Consider the following 16,735-nt stretch of genomic DNA (forward strand, 5'->3'; position numbering starts at 1 on the left):
TCGCCATGATCAGATAAATACCATAAACCTGTCTGATATTTTGATATTTCTTTTAGAGTATTAATCATTTGGCTTAATACATGGTCTGTATATACGATTGTATTATCATAACTATTTAGCAATTCGGTTTGCGAACAGCCCTGTATCGCATTCGTATCACAAGTCGGTTTAAAGGGTTGATATGCTTCAGGCGCACGCTTGTAATATGCAGGTCCATGACTACCCACCTGATGCAAAACAATCAAACGTGGACGATCATCATCTTTGGCAATAGTAGACAAATACTGCTTTAAGCTGTCAATGAGAATGTCATCATAACATTCGCCATCTTTACACCATTTTTTCTTTAAGTTTTCTGGAATCTGGTATTGCTCAACGCGATCACATGCACCTTTACAACCCGAGTTATTATCAATCCAAGTTACTTGGTAACCCGCACGTTTTGCAATATCTAGTAAACCTTCGCGGTGACTGGCTAATTGCTCATCATAATCTACACGTGGCATACCCGAGAACATACATGGCACAGAAACCGCTGTTGCCGTACCGCATGAGCTCACTTGAGAGAAGTTGAAAATATCTTGTTTAGAAAGCTCCGGATTCGTATTTTTTGCATACCCATTTAGAGAGAAACTTTCGGCACGTGCCGTTTCACCCACAACAAGTATCATTAACTTAGGGAGATTCTTTTGTACGCGCTGAACTTGATGAGCATCTTGTCCATATATCACAAGAGGCAGATTTTTCTTCGGAGCCTTCTTATGGTAGTAAGACATAAGCGATGAAATACTATTTTGCGGTGAAATCATCCCCTTTAAATCACGATGTTCACGAAATATTGCAGCAAAATCGACATAGTAGGTAAAAAGTAAAACACCGACCACGGCCAATGAAGCTACCAGTGAAAATACCTTCTTCAATAACAACCGTGATACTTTTTCTTGTTTAAATTTAACTTGAGAAATTAAAAAAATGGGCAAAATAACAAAAAAAACTGTCCATAAAACAAAGCGTAAAGAGATTAGGTCGGTAACTTCTGACACATCGGTCTGCACCATATTTTGAATTTGGTCGGGTGAAATAATGATACCCAATGTGTTTACAAAATAAGAGCTAAAGCCACCAATAAATATCAATAAAATTGCAAAGATTTTGGCAGTCCATTTCCAATTTAAGATTTGTAAAACCGCATAATAGGTAGCAACAAGAATTACGAGAGTAGCAGCTAAAAACAAAATAGCCTTTACTCCAAAATATGGAGTTAAAGTATGGACTTGATGATAAAAACCAATATTTAAAATTGCACCTAGCCAAATGGCTATAATGAGATTAAACATAAACAGGGAAATCTGTTTATTTCTTAATGTTGAAAAAAAATTCAGCATCGTGAGTGACTACAATCTTTTTAGGATGCTTTAATGTAGAAATTGAAACTTAAAAATGACTTAAATAAAAAATGATCTAATTCAGGGGCCTTATTTCATTATTATTTTTTAAATTTAACAAATAAAAAAAGACGAGGTTAAGTTTAACCTCGCCTTTTCTATTTTTAGCTAAAAATCGTTATTAGAAACTATATTTAGCCATTAAACCAACACGGTTATCTTTGTAAGACTTACCATCAAAGGTATCACGCTTACCGTTTACATACTCAACGCCTAAATCAATTGGTTTAACTGGCGTATAGATAAAGTTGATCCATGCTTGTTGAACTTTTTCATTTGCAGAGGCATTTAATCTCGCATAATCAGTGCCATCATCAGAGAACTGAGCACCATACGCTAAAGTAGAACGTAAGTTAGGTAAAATCTTATAAGTTCCACCCACTTGTACTGCTACAAATTCATTTTGCTCAATAGAATTCCCATCTACTGCGTATGGAGAGTTACTACCATACAAGTAACTATTATCACCCACAACATATGATGCGTCAGCAAAGAGTTTTAAAGGATCAGACACTTTAAAGTCAGTACCAACTGCAACGCCCCAACCAGTTTTATCATCATCTGCAAGTTGTGATTTATAATTTTCTACAAGAACACGAGCTGAAGCAGAACCTCTGCCTTCTGCATAGCCTTGAGTGATTTTAGCAGTTAATGCTGGTAGGCTATACTTAATACTATCACCTGTTACCGAAGTAGTACTATCACCTTTTTCAGCAGAAACAAATAATTGTGTAGTTGGGCCTAGTTTGTAGTTATAGCGTACTTGAGGTACACGTTTAGTACCACCACCAATGTTTGTCGAGAAGTCGATCATTTCTGGTGCATGGTTAGATAAGAAGTTTGAAGTCGTTTGACCAAACAACCAGTTGTTATAGGTTAAATAAGCATGGCGAATACGCAATGAGCCATTTGAATCTGTGGTTGAACCAGCAAAATCGACTTCGATTTTACCACCAACTTTGTCGTCTCCAACAGGTGTATTAAAATCTAAACCGAGGCGTGTTGTTTTAGCAGTCGCACGTAATTTATCATGTGTTTTACCGTCTGACTTACTTACATCACCAAAGTCGTTATCTGCACCTTCAATAATATAGTTAGCATCGCCACGAACAAAACCATAAAGGTTCACATCAGCGCCAGCTTTAGACTTAAATCCTGCTAATGGAGAAGCAGGTGCTGCCACAGGTTGAGGTTGCGCTTTTACTTCAGCTAACTGTACTTGCTGTTGCTGCTGTACTTGTTGCTGTTGTTGCTGTACTTGACGTTGTTCTTGAACTAATGCTTTTAATGCTTCAACTTCTTGACGAAGCTTTCGAATTTCCTCTTTATCAGAAGTTGCCGCATTTGCCCCACTCATCATTAAAGCTGTTACTGTAATAGCTAAACTTTTAACAACAAACGATTTACGATTAAGGAATAGATCCATCAAAGACTCCTAAAAATATATTTTATGCTGCCTGTCCATGCCAAGTTGACTCGTGTGACCATTAAGCACTAAAGAATCAACCATCCTCCAAATTTGATTGCATTAATTTTATTACCGCAATCAAAACCAATTTTAACGCTGGGTAAGATTAAAAATTCCGGTCCAAAAGAATCAGCATTTACTTTTTGGTTTACAGAACCTTTACCTTAACTTCATGTTGTAACGAATCCTACACAACTCTCTTATCTTATAGAATGATTAAATCATTATTTCATTATTCTTTTTTAGACTTTAGGCTAATATCCAATCTAAATGAATATTTTTTTGCCAGTCTTATTTGATTCACATGATTTTTCTTGTTATTTGCATCCACTTCTCTCCTTGCAGCTTCCTTTTGCTTTCCAAACAAGATGGCACAATTAATAAGCCATTTAAATAGCCAAAAATATACATTTTTAAAAGATTGGCTAAAAATATAAGTATGATTTTTTAGTGCAGCTTAGTTATATTTAAGTCTCTTTATTTCATCTACTTAATATTATTTTTTATACAGTTTTGGCAGCTTTCCATAAGTAAATAGGAATTAAAAAGAGTACCGCAATACTGACAATAGCTATCAAATAATGGAAATAACCAAGCGCATCTGCAATGACTCCACTAAAGCTATAAAGCCCTCCGCTGACTGTCGCCATGACTGAAACCTGAAAAGTAAAATCGGTACCCGCATAGTTTTTTCGACTGTAATGCATAACCAAAGTTAACATCACGACCAGTAGCATGGCAGCAAAGGCATCTTCCAGGGCATTTACGGCATAGATAAGCCATACATTTATCTTTACCTTTTGTTCATAAGCATAAGCCAAATACGCATAGCCCCCTAAACTCATAATTTTTAATATTGAAAAAACCATTAATGCTGTAGACCTAGAAATATGTTTTAACATCCAGCCAGCACTAAGTGCCCCCAATAAAGCAGCAACAGCCCCAAGCATGGTGATGTAAATACCAATTTGAGTAAAACTTAAACCCATATCCACCATTAAAGGTTTAAGTAATGGCCCGGCTAAACCATCTGCAACCTTAAAAGTTATAAGGACGATTAACCAAGAACGAAGTTCCTTATTTTGAGAGAAGTACCCCAAGTAAGCTTTAATCTTTGTAACTAGACTTGGTTGGCTATATTGATGAGGTGAATGAGAAGTATGAGATGGCTCTTTAAATAGTAAAATAGGTAAGGTATTAATAAAGACTAAAGCGGCTAATAATAGAAAAGTCGGCTGCCATGATAACCAGTCTAGGCACCATAACACGGCTCCCCCGCCCACAATAAAACCAAGTCGTGAACCTACAACTTGAAAAGTATTTCCCCAATGTTGCTGATCGTGTTGCAATAAATTGACCGCTAAAGCATCGGTCGCGATATCTTGAGTTGCGCCTGTTAAGTTCATAAATAACAGCGTAATAAAAAATATAAAGAGATAAAGAGGCTGATCTAAAACTTGTATAGGGAAAAAAGATAAAATACAAAGTACACCCACCGTCAAAAACTGAGCAGGTAAAATCCAGCTACGATAGTGACCTAAATGCGAGATGGCATGTCGATCTACCCACGGCGCCCAAAATATTTTGATTGACCAAGGCAACATGAGCAGCCCAAAACCACCAATATGGGCAAGAGATACACCTTGAGCTCTTAATATGACAGGTAAGGCATGCGTCATAAAACCTACAGGCAAACCTTGTGCCCAATATAAGGAAAAGAGCAAAAGATAAAGATTTTGCTGTCGGAACATATATACCTACTTTTATTTATTTGTGCGGTAATAACATGAAATACCATGCGTGGTCTTACATTTTGCCAATGAAGCGCAGATTTCAAAAGATTAAGATAAAACAAAGGATGATTTAAAACTTAAAAATATGGAACAACATTTCCCTAATCTACCGTCTCAAGTTCCCCAACGTGGTAATGCTTTAAGTCGAGCATTATTTAAAAAACTCTTTTTGGCACAAGGCTGGACCATAGAAGGTGAAGTTCCCAACTTTCCTAAAGCTGTAGCCATTATTTCTCCACATACATCCAATATTGATGGTTGGTATGGTTTTCTTGCCATTTTTGGACTCGGTATCCAAATTACGGTGCTAGGTAAAGACAGTTTATTTAAGCCACCTTTTAAACGGGTTTTAGATTGGGCGGGTGTTATTCCTGTAAAACGTGACTCGGCCAATGGTCTGACTGAACAAGTCGTTGCGACTATTCAACAGTATGACAAGATCTGGATTGGAATGGCGCCAGAAGGCACACGTAAGAAAGCAAAAAAAATGAAGAGTGGTTTTTACCATATTGCTGCAAAAGCCAATATTCCTATTGTGATGTTTTCTTTTGATTATGACCGTAAGACTATTCACAGCTTAGGCTATTTAACTCCAAGCGGAAATTATGATGAAGATCTCGCCAAGATTTTTGAACGTTATGAAGGAAAAATATCACCGAAAAATCGTAATTGGCTTGCAGAGCCTTTACAAAATCTTGTGAAAAAAACCTAGCAAAAATTGAACGAATCTGGTCTGATGGGCCATCTTAATTTATCTTGCCATAGATTGTTTTTCAAAGATGAAAATTGCTCAATTTGCCAGTATCGGATTTATCTTTTTAGCCCTATTCGGCTGTGATAAGTTCAGCAAAACACCAACACCGACCACTTCAGTTAAAGCGCGCGAACCAGTGATTGCACTTGCATTGGGTGGCGGTGGAGCAAAAGGATTTTCACATATTGGTGTCATCAAGGTTTTAGAATCACATGGTATTAAACCGAAAATTGTTACGGGTACAAGTGCCGGTAGCTTCGTAGGCAGTATCTATGCCAGTGGACAAACGCCTTATCAACTCCAAAATCTTGCGCTCAAATTGCAAGAGTCTGATATCCGCGATTTAACCCTGAATCGCCAAGGTATTATTCTTGGGCAAAAGCTACAGGACTATGTTAACCGTAACGTAGGCAATAAACCGATTGAGAAATTCCCAATTCGTTTTGCAGCGGTAGCAACTCGTCTTGATAATGGCCAAAAAGCAGACTTTATTAAAGGTAATGCAGGACAAGCTGTTCGTGCATCATGCAGTATTCCAAATGTGTTTGTACCAGCAACCATTGGTAAGCAGAAATATGTAGATGGCGGATTGGTTAGCCCAATTCCGGTCAAAACAGCACGTGATATGGGTGCTGATATTGTGATTGCAGTTGATATTTCTGCACGTCCGGCAGGAAACCGACCTGCGAATATGTGGGGATTGCTTGATCAAACCATTAATATTATGGGTCAACAAAGTATTAATGAAGAGTTAAAGCAAGCTAACGTGGTGATTCAGCCTAAAGTTGGGCACTTAGGTACACTCGATTTAAAATCAAGTAATGAAGCTATTTTAGAAGGCGAAAAAGCTGCTCAAGGTCAAATTCGCCAAATTGAAACTGCAATTGCAAATTTCAAAAAATCTCCAGCCGCATTTAAGCCTGCACCACGTCCTAAATTTTAATTGAGGTGGTTTTTTTCTATCCACACTCTCCATCATCTGCTACAGTGGTAAAAGTGATATGAAATAACTTTTACCCATCATAAAGACATATAAAAGAGCAGATCTATGGAGTTTGTTGTAGAACCTTGGCACTGGTTTGTATTGGGTATCTTACTTATTCTTTCTGAGCTGATTCTCCCTGCCTTTGCCGCTCTCTGGTTTGGTATTGCAGCCATAATGGTTTGCTTTCTCTATTGGTTATTTCCAGATATCAGCCTTACTACTCAAATAGTGCTGTGGATTGTGTTATCGGTGCTATGTACCCTTCTCTGGTTTAAATTTATTAAGCCTTTATCTATTGATAAAACTAAAGCAGGTTTACCTCGAGAAGCGACTATTGGGCAAATTGGTATGGTGATTCAGACCGAACTTGCTCATGACCAAATTATTGTTCGTTTCCCTATGCCTATTTTAGGGGCCGATGAATGGAACTGCCGAAGCACCACCCCTGTTAAGGTCGGTGATCGGGTTCGAGTCATTGATATTTCGGGTAATGACTTAATTGTTCAGCCCCACAGCACTTCATAAACATTAAAGATAAAGAGAGGTTATTTTCATGCCAGTTGGTACTATTATTGTTTTAGCCTTTTTGGCTTTTGTTGCTGTTACCATTTTTAAAGGGGTACGTATTGTTCCTCAAGGTTATAAATGGATTGTTCAGCGTTTAGGAAAATATCATTCTACGCTTAATCCGGGGCTTAACTTCGTTATTCCTTATATCGATGACGTGGCCTATAAAGTCACCACTAAAGATATTGTGCTTGATATTCCATCACAAGAAGTCATTACCCGTGACAATGCTGTATTACTCATGAATGCCGTGGCGTATATCAATCTGACTACACCTGAAAAAGCGGTGTACGGTATTGAAAACTATACATGGGCCATTCAGAACCTTGTACAGACTTCACTACGTTCAATTGTCGGTGAAATGGATCTAGATGATGCCCTATCTTCACGAGATCACATTAAAGCTAAACTAAAAGCTGCGATTTCTGATGATATTTCAGATTGGGGTATCACTTTAAAAACAGTAGAAATTCAAGATATTCAGCCATCTTCCACCATGCAAGCTGCCATGGAAGCTCAAGCCGCTGCTGAACGTCAACGTCGTGCTACAGTTACCAAAGCTGATGGTGAGAAACAAGCTGCAATTTTAGAAGCAGATGGTCGTTTAGAAGCATCTCGCCGTGATGCCGAAGCGCAGGTTGTTTTAGCAGAAGCTTCTCAAAAAGCGATTGAAATGGTAACAAGTGCCGTAGGTGATAAAGAAATTCCTGTTGCTTACCTGTTAGGTGAACAGTACGTCAAAGCAATGCAAGAGATGGCGAAATCAAGCAATGCCAAAACTGTTGTGTTACCTGCCGATGTTTTAAATACAATTCGTGGCATTATGGGAAAGCATAATTAATTTAATTGCTTCAAATAAGACATTGAAATCAAAACGGTGACAATCATGTCGCCGTTTTTCTTTTATATTATTGGTTGTTTAATCTTTTCTGATCTTTCAAAGGAAGCTTTTTTACGACCAAGTCATAAGAGTCGCGAATCAAATCCCGGAGAAAATCGCTTGTTAAATTTTTATGCGGTTTAATCGAAATCCAGTGTTTTTTATTCATGTGATAGCCGGGAATAATAAATGGATAGAGTTCCTGATATTCCTGACTTTTATAAGGGTCACATTTGACATTAATCATTTTTACGCCAGACACTTCCACTGTCAGCATAAACATTTTTTCTAAAATTTTAAAAACTTCATACTCTGGACCAAATGGATGAGTTTGCTCACTAAAAGGGAGATTACGCGCCGCCTCTATTGCGAGTTGATGAAGCTGTTCACCATTCATTCTTTTCTCCTGTATTCATTAAGTATGAATAGAAGTAGGAAGATTGATTTATGTTTTTATTAATTAGTACGAGCTAACAGGAATTGTGAAATCTCAACTAATTCTTTTGCATTTTCACCGAAATGCGCTAAAGCTTCGAAAGCTTGATCATGCAATTCTTTAGCATAAATCTGTGCTTGCTCTAGTCCCATTAGAGCAGGATAAGTCGATTTTTGTACTTGTTCATCTTTACCAGCGGTTTTGCCTAAAGTTTCAGTACTCGACGTAATATCCAAAATATCATCTTGGACCTGAAAAGCCAGTCCAATTGCTTGTCCGTATTGGCGCAATTTTGGAATTGCCTGATCTGTACCCGAGAAAATTGTCACTGCACCCATCATAATGGCAGCCTGAATAAGCGCACCCGTTTTATTACGGTGAATATTCTCTAGTTCGTCTTGAGAAATTTGCTTAGCTTCGGCTTGTAAGTCTAAAACCTGTCCACAAACCATTTTAGAACTAGCTGTAGCTAAAATTTGAATTTGCTTTAAGACAATTGCAGCATCCGTTCCCTGCCCTTGTTCATCAAACAAACGGCTACCTAAAACTTCAAAAGCCATTGATTGTAAAATGTCACCCGCAAGTAACGCGGTATCTTCACCAAATGCAACATGACACGTTGGCTGACCACGGCGAAGCAAATCATTGTCCATACAAGGCAGGTCATCATGTGCTAAGGAATAACAATGGATGAGTTCAACAGCAACCGCAGCACGGCGAGCAGCCGCAAAATTTGGATTATCTTGTAAAGAAGCTGTAGCGTAACACAAAGCCGGGCGCACACGTTTTCCACCGAGCATAACTGCATGGTGTACAGCGCTTTTTAAAGGTTCGGGAATTGAAAATGCAGCCAGTGTCGTCAATAAATCTTGTTGAATACGTTGTTGAGCTTGTTTTAAAACATCCGCATTAACTTGAGAGAGTGATGACACAGTCGCCTCGTAAAATCAGTAGAGAAATTTTATTGAATGTGATGAAACATTCATGTGTTACATCATACACGATTCACTGTAAAAAGTGCGTGATGAGTTATAGATGTCAGAAGTAAAAAGCCTCTCTAGGGTAGAGAGGCTTTTCATTTAAATGACTTTTAGAAACTGTCACCCGGAACGCGTACCCAACCTTCCATTAACACACGCGCACTACGACTCATAATGGCTTTTTTCACCACCCATTGGCCATTTGTAAGTTCAGCTTGGGCACCAACACGTAATGTTCCAGATGGATGTCCAAAACGTACTGCTTCACGTTCTCCACCACCAGCCGCTAAATTTACTAAAGTGCCTGGAATCGCAGCCGCTGTACCAATTGCTACCGCTGCTGTTCCCATCATGGCATGGTGAAGTTTGCCCATCGACAAAGCTCGAACGAGTAAGTCGACCTCGTTCTCTGAAACGTTTTTACCGCTTGAAGCTGTGTAATTTTTTGGTTTAGAGACAAAAGCAATTTTTGGTGTGTGCTGACGTGCGGCTGCTTCTGAAATATCTTTAATTAAGCCCATCTGAACTGCACCATAGGCACGAATTTTTTCAAAACGTGCTAATGCTGCTGCATCACCATTAATATGATCTTGTAATTCAGTACCTTCGTAGCCTAAATCTTCTGCATTTAAGAAAATGGTTGGAATACCAGCATTAATAAATGTGGCTTGAAAACTACCAATCTCTGGAACATCTAATTGGTCAACAACATTCCCTGTCGGGAACATATCACCGCCCTCTTCACCATCATCGGCAGGGTCTAAAAACTCAATTTGAACTTCAGCAGCAGGGAAAGTTACCCCATCTAGTTCAAAGTCTCCGGTTTCTTGAACCTGGCCATTGGTGATAGGTACATGCGCAATAATAGTTTTTTGAATATTTTTTTGCCAAATTCGAACAGTACAGAGGCCATTTTCAGGAATACGATCGGCATCAACCAAACCATTTGAAATCGCAAATGAACCAACCGCAGCTGTCAAATTACCGCAGTTACCACTCCAATCTACAAAAGCTTGATCAATTGAAACCTGCCCAAACAAATAGTCGACATCATGATCTGGCTGTGTACTTTTAGCGAGAATAACGGTTTTACTAGTACTCGAGGTCGCTCCACCCATTCCATCAATTTGTTTTCCATAAGGGTCTGGGCTACCAATGACACGTAGCAAGAGTTGATCTCTTGCTTGACCTGCAACTTGAGCTTTTTCCGGCAAATCATCAAGTTTAAAGAATACACCTTTACTGGTTCCACCACGCATGTAAGTTGCTGGAATTTTAATTTGCGGTACGAAGCTCATATCAACTGTTATCCTTACTATTGTGTTTTTATATCTCAAAACAAGCAGACTTGTTTAGTCATTCGCTTCATCTTAAATCGTTTTATGATCAAGAGATAGCACTCTACTTTTATACATCAATCGTATTGACGCGGGTTTATTTTGGAAATTTCAATTCATGCCTGCAATGACCGAATAAAGCAAAATCATAAGAAAAAAAGTCTATCAAAAAATATATTTTTGGAAGATTTTTCAACCAATTTAACACGATTAAAAGCAAGTTTATGATTTTAAATATTTTTTATAGTTACTTTACAGTCATCCCTTGTTCAATTGTAGTCTAGGCTAAAATAAATCCATCTATTAGAATAATTTACTTATTCATTGTGAGTGAAGACCTTTGACCAACGAATCTTCTACACTTCAACGAGGACTAAAAAATCGACATATCCAATTAATTGCTATGGGTGGAGCAATTGGTACCGGATTATTTTTAGGCTCGGCGCAAGTGATTCAATCTGCGGGACCATCCATTATTTTAGGATATGCCATTGGTGGCTTAATTGCTTTTTTAATTATGCGCCACCTGGGAGAAATGATTGTTGAAGAACCTGTTGCAGGATCGTTCAGCCATTTTGCGTATAAATACTGGGGGAAATTTCCCGGATTTTTAGCTGGATGGAATTATTGGATGCTCTATGTTTTGGTTGCGATGAGTGAACTCACCGCGGTAGCCAAATATATTAATTACTGGTGGCCTCATATTCCAGCATGGACTTCTGTCTTATTTTTCTTTGTCGTGATTACGGCAATTAACCTAACAAACGTCAAATTTTATGGTGAGTCCGAATTCTGGCTCGCTATTATTAAAGTTGCTGCGGTTATCTCTATGATTGTTTTTGGCCTTTATTTGCTATTTACAGCAGATGTAGGTTCAAGCATTTCGTTTAGTAACCTTTGGTCTCATGGTGGATTTTTTCCAAATGGCTTTAGTGGCCTCTTCTATATGTTGGCTTTCTTGATGTTCGCCTTTGGTGGTATTGAACTAATTGGTATGGCCGCGGCAGAAGCAAAAGATCCGAAAAAAACCATTCCAAAAGCAATTAACCAAGTTGTTTTCCGTATCTTGATTTTCTATATCGGTTCACTAGCGATCTTACTTTCATTAGTGCCGTGGAACCAATTAGATCTAGGCGGACTCGATAAAAGTCCATTTGTTATGATTTTTAGTCAAATGGGTATTGGTTGGGCTGCACACTTACTGAACTTTATTATTTTAACCGCTGCTCTCTCTGTTTATAACAGTGGGATGTTTGCAAATAGCCGTATGCTTTACGGTTTAGCTCAACAAGGCAATGCACCAAAAATTTTCAAGAAAGTAAATAAACAAGGTGTACCTGTACCAGCAGTTTTGCTATCGGCATTACTCATTTTTGGCTGTGTTCTTTTAAATTACTTTGTACCAGAAGATGCTTTAAGCCACTTAATGTACATTGTTGTTGGAGCACTGGTATTGAACTGGGCGATGATCAGTATGACTCACCTCAAGTTTAAATCAGCAATGAAAAAACTCGGTCAAAAAACTCACTTTCCTGCACTTTGGGCACCGTTTAGTAACTATCTGGTTTTAGGTTTTATTGCTGTAGTACTCTACATTATGTGGAGTCAGGGCTTTAAAGAATCAGTGATGATGATTCCTATTTGGATCGTTCTCATGTTTATTTTGTTTAAAGTACTCAATGCCAAAGAACAGTAATCTAAAAGCTTGTACTTAAAACTATAAAAAGTCATTGCCTCGGCAATGGCTTTTTTGTTTATAATCAGAAAATTATGCGCCCTTAGCTTAACTGGATAGAGCAGTTGCCTCCTAAGCGACCGACGTGGGTTCGAGTCCCGCAGGGCGCACACTTTTAGTGAATTAATCCTTCACTTCAGCCAGCAATGTTTCAGCTGCAAGTTTGCCTAAATTATTAGAAGCAAGCGGACTATCGCCCGTTAACAATTTACGGTCTCGATGACATTGACCAGTAATGCCAGTGTTCAAAATCTTCACGCCGAGCTTTTCAAGGTTTTCACCGACTAACCACGGTAAAGCTCCAGGCATGTAACCAATATCAATATTCGCTCCCTTATCGAACGAATCAGGGAATACACAAATTTGATAATCTTTAAAAATATAATTCTCAGGCTGTTCATCTACTGCGGCAGCCAGTAACGAAGCTGGACCATGACATAACGTAATAATAAATTTGTCTTGTTCAACTGCCCATTTAAGAACTTTCTTCACTTCAAGGCTATGCGGAATCTTCGCTAATACCCCATGCCCCCCCGGAATAAATACAGCCGCATATGGAGAGTTTTCACCGACTACATTTTCTAAAATATCGGCAAGTTTTAACGGATTTTTTAATTTATCTGCATATTTCTGGAAAGTATCTAATACTACTTGTTCTTGCTTTGGCATTGCCCACATTTCAAGTTTGGCTGGATTACCTGAAAGTGTCGCAACATCAATTTCAAATCCGGCATTATCTAAATGGAACATTGGCAAAAGCATTTCTACTGGATGGTTTCCGGTAGAAAAGAACTTACCGTTTTGCATCTGGATATAACGTTCATCAGTTGCAATCATTAAAACCTTTTTATTGCCCGCATACGGCGTTGGATAGGTTGTGCCATCGTAATCTGTTTTAGGAGAAGTATATTGACTCAGTGAATATGGTGATGGGAAGAACGCATTATCTTCAGCTAAATCTGGAGTTGGATTTTTATCATTTGTTGCTGGGGTATTCATGGTTACCATCCTTTAGAATTGAAGAGCGAAATAACAGCTTTAAGACAGTTATTATTTCTTAGTAAATGTATATTCAGATCAAGAAACAGGTGCAACAAGCCAATAGAATTTGGCAATTTTTATATAGAAATAGGCACAATTAATAATTATAAAATTTCAGTTTAGGCAAACATGTCATTCACCTAAACTGTCACAGATAAGATTAAGCATTCATCTCTAAAACGATCTTTCCAATATGGTCGCCCTGCTCCATACATGCATGAGCACTTTGTACATCTGAAAAAGCATAGGTTTTATAGATTTGTGGTAAACACTTGCCTTGCTCCAATAACGGCCACACATGTTCATGTAAAGATTGAGCAATCTGTGCTTTTTCTTGGCTATTACGCGCTCGCATCGTTGAGCCTGTAATCGTTGCGCGTTTTAAAATCAGTTTTTGTAAATCAAATTCTTTTGCAATTCGACCTCCCATAAAGCCAATAATGACAAGTCGGCCATCACGTTTTAATAGATTTAAGTTTTTCTGAAAATAAGAGCCACCCACAATGTCCAAAATAACATCAACACCTTGTTCTTGAGTATGGTTCAAAATTTCCTGCTCAAAATCTTGGGTTTTATAATTAATTGCTGTGGTTAAGTCAGAGAGTGCTTCAACTTTATCTTCACTACCAACCGTAGCAAAAGTTTTAATCCCTAAAGCATGGCAAATCGCTAAAGCAGTGGTTCCAATCCCACTTGCACCGCCATGAATCAGGGCAGTTTCATCTTTCTTTAAACGGCCAATATCAAAAAGATTTGCCCAAACCGTAAAGAATGTTTCTGGAATCGCAGCAGCTTGAGTAAATGATAAATTCTCAGGTATTGGCAATACTTGAGTTGCAGTTACCGCACAGTATTCTGCATACCCGCCACCATTGGTTAAAGCACAAACCTTGTCCCCGACTTTAAACTGTTGCACTTGCTCACCCACAGCAACCACTACTCCAGCGACTTCAAGTCCAGGGATTTGAGTAACCCCTTTAGGCATTGGATATAACCCCATACGCTGTAAGACGTCAGGGCGGTTAATTCCAGCGGCTTTAACCTCAATTAAAACTTCATCAGCTTGAGGTACCGGAACATTTGAATCTTGAAGTTTTAAAACCTCAGGTCCGCCAGGAACCGTAATTTCAACAATTTTCATGGTTGTCGGAAGATTCATTGATATGCTCCATGTTTGGTTTATATTTAAGACGTGTTGATTTACTTTAGTTTGTTGATAATTTAGGTGGAACTCCAAACAGCCGCTTAAACTCTCGACTAAACTGTGAGGCACTCACATATCCTACCTCATAGGCAGCTTCTGCAACGCCCATTTGGTTATTTAGGATTAGATCACGTGCCTTATGTAACCGAGTAATTTTGATGTACTGTAATGGAGAATAGTTGGTAACTTTCTTAAAAGCTTGATGAAAAAGCGAAACGCTCATTCCTGCTTGTTTAGCCAACTCCTGAACCGTTAAGTTACGATAATAATCTCTTTGAATAATTTCACAAATTGTATAAATCACTCCACTTCGGCTCATAATAGCCGAAAGGTTCTGGATAAAATCACCACCACCGGCTTGTAAAACCCGATAAATAAGTTCTCGTTTCACCTGCTCTCCTAAGATTGCAGTATCTTGCTTGGAACGAAGTAAGTTCAACAAGCGTAAAGCAACATCAGATATAACCGAGTTCATTTCAATAATATTTAAACCACAGCTCAGTTTTATCTCTTTGTTATCAAAATCTTCTATAAGTGGTCGCTGCTCTTTATCCATTTTAGCCGCCAGCTCGGCCATCATTTGAGGTTCAAATTTAATCGCAATTGCAAGCATTGGTTCACGCTCAACCAACGTATCGCAATCAAAAGGAATAGCAATTGAGATAAATAAACACTGGCCTTGTTGAAACTTAAAAATATCTTTTCCGATATAAGCTCGTTTTACACCCTGAATGACTAAAACAATGGAAGGCTCTTGCAATACAGCAACCGGCTGTGTGGAATGATCTACCCTCATCAGGGTGATATTTGAAATATGAGTGGGATATAACCCCTCTTGAGGAGCCAAATACAAAAAAGCCTCTACCAAACTTTTCGTCAAGTCATTCTGTTGCATTGCTTTATTTTTTACGGGCTATTTAAGATTTACTATATCAATCAAACTAAAAGGAAAAAGTATTTCTTGGTAGTACTTTGTATAAATAAGCAAGTTAAAGCTATTTTTAGGCATAAAAAAACCTAGATTTCTCTAGGTTTTTTATCCTTAACCTGACTATTAAGCAGATAAGTTAAAGAACATAGCAGCAATTAGGATAATTACACCTAATACAATTCGATACCATGCAAATACACGTAATGTATGACGCTCAACGAAGAGTACGAGTGCTTTTACAACCAATAAAGCAGCAATAAATGCCGCAACAAAACCCACTCCAATATTAACCATATTGTCTGAAGTCAACACATCAGCATTTTTAATTAGGTCAAATGTTGCTGCACCTAGCATGGTCGGCATTGCAAGGAAAAACGAAAACTCTGTTGCAGCTTTACGAGACAAGCCTGCAAACATCCCGCCTACAATTGTCGCACCAGAACGAGAGGTTCCAGGAATCATCGCAACACATTGAGCCAGACCAACTAAAAGCGCCTGTTTAAACGTGATCTTGGTCGCATCATCCGTTTTATGTTCAAATTGTTTAGATTCAACCCAGAAAATAATAAGCGCGCCGACAATCAGAGCAATCGCAACTACAATTGGGCTAAATAAAACACTTTTAATAAAATCTACAGCTAAAACGCCAATAATCACTGCCGGGAAAAAAGCAATTAAGACACTAATGGCAAAATGGCGTGACTCGACATCACCACTAAAAAAACCTTTGATTAAGTTAATGATTTTCTGACGATATAACCAACACACTGCCAGAATAGCACCTAACTGGATCACTACTTCAAAGACACGACCACCATCTGAATGGAAATCGATAATATGACCAAATAAAATTAAATGACCAGTACTCGAAATAGGTAAAAATTCAGTTAAGCCTTCAACAAAGCCTAGAAACAGTGCTTTTATAACTTCAAAATTTTCCATAACTTGCTCAAAGAAAGTTAGTTAATCACTAGAACGATCTAAAATTTATTTTATTGCCACAGTTAGCCTTTTATTTAGCTCAACACATGTTCAATATCAGATCATTTCTAGCATTTGTGGTTATTGCCTCTAGTGAAAGGCAGTTTATTTAAAGTGCGATAATGTATCACATCATAATGACAAACTTAGGTTAACTATCGTAAAAAGATAAAACTTGGTTAAAAATGGCCAAATTTT

15 protein-coding genes and 1 tRNA gene are annotated in these 16,735 nt (G+C 38.2%); 6 read left to right on the forward strand and 10 right to left on the reverse strand.

Translation table 11 applies throughout. From position 1 onward, the window contains the following. The 3 genes from MKL36_RS00005 to MKL36_RS00015 all read right to left on the reverse strand — a co-directional run. A partial coding sequence (locus MKL36_RS00005) for a phosphoethanolamine transferase (RefSeq protein ID WP_270908958.1) occupies positions 1-1,385 on the reverse strand: 1,385 nt, incomplete at its 3' end. Between the two features lie 181 nt (positions 1,386-1,566). Continuing rightward, positions 1,567-2,871, reverse strand: a complete 1,305-nt coding sequence (locus MKL36_RS00010) for a DcaP family trimeric outer membrane transporter (RefSeq protein ID WP_000362909.1) — start codon at positions 2,869-2,871, stop codon at positions 1,567-1,569. 545 nt (positions 2,872-3,416) lie between these two features. Next, a complete protein-coding gene (locus MKL36_RS00015) occupies positions 3,417-4,664 on the reverse strand; it encodes an MFS transporter (RefSeq protein WP_086374067.1) in 1,248 nt (415 codons plus the stop codon). Between the two features lie 127 nt (positions 4,665-4,791). Between MKL36_RS00015 and MKL36_RS00020 the strand changes: the two genes are divergently transcribed. The 4 genes from MKL36_RS00020 to MKL36_RS00035 all read left to right on the forward strand — a co-directional run bounded on the left by MKL36_RS00020 (position 4,792) and on the right by MKL36_RS00035 (position 7,853). Next, entirely contained in the window at positions 4,792-5,418 is a 627-nt protein-coding gene (locus MKL36_RS00020) for a lysophospholipid acyltransferase family protein (protein ID WP_000434848.1), read from the forward strand. 67 nt (positions 5,419-5,485) lie between these two features. Beyond that, complete coding sequence (locus tag MKL36_RS00025) at positions 5,486-6,403, forward strand: patatin-like phospholipase family protein (protein ID WP_086374068.1); 918 nt, start codon at positions 5,486-5,488, stop codon at positions 6,401-6,403. A 105-nt stretch (positions 6,404-6,508) separates the two neighbouring features. Continuing rightward, on the forward strand, positions 6,509-6,970 hold the full coding sequence (locus MKL36_RS00030; protein ID WP_000397559.1) for an NfeD family protein: 462 nt from the start codon (positions 6,509-6,511) through the stop codon (positions 6,968-6,970). A gap of 28 nt (positions 6,971-6,998) precedes the next feature. Further along, a complete protein-coding gene (locus MKL36_RS00035; protein WP_001143942.1) occupies positions 6,999-7,853 on the forward strand; it encodes an SPFH domain-containing protein in 855 nt (284 codons plus the stop codon). Positions 7,854-7,920: 67 nt separating this feature from the next. Here MKL36_RS00035 and MKL36_RS00040 read toward each other — a convergent pair whose 3' ends face one another. The 3 genes from MKL36_RS00040 to prpF all read right to left on the reverse strand — a co-directional run bounded on the left by MKL36_RS00040 (position 7,921) and on the right by prpF (position 10,606). Next, on the reverse strand, positions 7,921-8,289 hold the full coding sequence (locus MKL36_RS00040; protein ID WP_001012948.1) for an MmcQ/YjbR family DNA-binding protein: 369 nt from the start codon (positions 8,287-8,289) through the stop codon (positions 7,921-7,923). Between the two features lie 59 nt (positions 8,290-8,348). Continuing rightward, the gene (locus MKL36_RS00045; RefSeq protein ID WP_000097113.1) at positions 8,349-9,260 is read right to left on the reverse strand and encodes a polyprenyl synthetase family protein; all 912 of its coding nucleotides are present in this window, start codon (positions 9,258-9,260) and stop codon (positions 8,349-8,351) included. Between the two features lie 158 nt (positions 9,261-9,418). Next, the gene (prpF, locus tag MKL36_RS00050; RefSeq protein WP_021511316.1) at positions 9,419-10,606 is read right to left on the reverse strand and encodes a 2-methylaconitate cis-trans isomerase PrpF; all 1,188 of its coding nucleotides are present in this window, start codon (positions 10,604-10,606) and stop codon (positions 9,419-9,421) included. A gap of 379 nt (positions 10,607-10,985) precedes the next feature. Between prpF and MKL36_RS00055 the strand changes: the two genes are divergently transcribed. Together MKL36_RS00055 and MKL36_RS00060 are read left to right on the forward strand one after the other, a co-directional pair. Continuing rightward, entirely contained in the window at positions 10,986-12,341 is a 1,356-nt protein-coding gene (locus MKL36_RS00055; protein WP_002016863.1) for an amino acid permease, read from the forward strand. Between the two features lie 76 nt (positions 12,342-12,417). Further along, positions 12,418-12,490: transfer RNA gene (locus tag MKL36_RS00060), tRNA-Arg, on the forward strand. Between the two features lie 13 nt (positions 12,491-12,503). On the opposite strand, the gene hchA is transcribed toward MKL36_RS00060, so the two are convergent. From hchA to MKL36_RS00080, 4 genes are all read right to left on the reverse strand, one after another. Further along, complete coding sequence (gene hchA / locus MKL36_RS00065; RefSeq protein WP_021511315.1) at positions 12,504-13,379, reverse strand: glyoxalase III HchA; 876 nt, start codon at positions 13,377-13,379, stop codon at positions 12,504-12,506. Positions 13,380-13,581: 202 nt separating this feature from the next. Then, complete coding sequence (locus MKL36_RS00070; RefSeq protein WP_001053074.1) at positions 13,582-14,580, reverse strand: NAD(P)H-quinone oxidoreductase; 999 nt, start codon at positions 14,578-14,580, stop codon at positions 13,582-13,584. Between the two features lie 46 nt (positions 14,581-14,626). After that, a complete protein-coding gene (locus MKL36_RS00075) occupies positions 14,627-15,520 on the reverse strand; it encodes an AraC family transcriptional regulator (protein WP_001186870.1) in 894 nt (297 codons plus the stop codon). A gap of 159 nt (positions 15,521-15,679) precedes the next feature. Next, a complete protein-coding gene (locus MKL36_RS00080) occupies positions 15,680-16,498 on the reverse strand; it encodes an undecaprenyl-diphosphate phosphatase (RefSeq protein ID WP_000426931.1) in 819 nt (272 codons plus the stop codon). Positions 16,499-16,735 lie beyond the last annotated feature (237 nt).

Origin of the sequence: Acinetobacter sp. AOR12_HL (assembly GCF_027855275.1) — a bacterium.
Taxonomy (GTDB): Bacteria; Pseudomonadota; Gammaproteobacteria; order Pseudomonadales; family Moraxellaceae; genus Acinetobacter; species Acinetobacter baumannii.

What these genes read in the sequence shown, in the direction of transcription:
- MKL36_RS00010 (WP_000362909.1), bottom strand. Translation starts at nt 2,871, where the DNA reads ATGGATCTATTCCTTAATCGTAAATCGTTTGTTGTTAAAAGTTTAGCT.
- MKL36_RS00015 (WP_086374067.1), bottom strand. Translation starts at nt 4,664, where the DNA reads ATGTTCCGACAGCAAAATCTTTATCTTTTGCTCTTTTCCTTATATTGG.
- MKL36_RS00020 (WP_000434848.1), top strand. Translation starts at nt 4,792, where the DNA reads ATGGAACAACATTTCCCTAATCTACCGTCTCAAGTTCCCCAACGTGGT.
- MKL36_RS00025 (WP_086374068.1), top strand. Translation starts at nt 5,486, where the DNA reads ATGAAAATTGCTCAATTTGCCAGTATCGGATTTATCTTTTTAGCCCTA.
- MKL36_RS00030 (WP_000397559.1), top strand. Translation starts at nt 6,509, where the DNA reads ATGGAGTTTGTTGTAGAACCTTGGCACTGGTTTGTATTGGGTATCTTA.
- MKL36_RS00035 (WP_001143942.1), top strand. Translation starts at nt 6,999, where the DNA reads ATGCCAGTTGGTACTATTATTGTTTTAGCCTTTTTGGCTTTTGTTGCT.
- MKL36_RS00040 (WP_001012948.1), bottom strand. Translation starts at nt 8,289, where the DNA reads ATGAATGGTGAACAGCTTCATCAACTCGCAATAGAGGCGGCGCGTAAT.
- prpF (WP_021511316.1), bottom strand. Translation starts at nt 10,606, where the DNA reads ATGAGCTTCGTACCGCAAATTAAAATTCCAGCAACTTACATGCGTGGT.
- hchA (WP_021511315.1), bottom strand. Translation starts at nt 13,379, where the DNA reads ATGAATACCCCAGCAACAAATGATAAAAATCCAACTCCAGATTTAGCT.
- MKL36_RS00070 (WP_001053074.1), bottom strand. Translation starts at nt 14,580, where the DNA reads ATGAATCTTCCGACAACCATGAAAATTGTTGAAATTACGGTTCCTGGC.
- MKL36_RS00075 (WP_001186870.1), bottom strand. Translation starts at nt 15,520, where the DNA reads ATGCAACAGAATGACTTGACGAAAAGTTTGGTAGAGGCTTTTTTGTAT.
- MKL36_RS00080 (WP_000426931.1), bottom strand. Translation starts at nt 16,498, where the DNA reads ATGGAAAATTTTGAAGTTATAAAAGCACTGTTTCTAGGCTTTGTTGAA.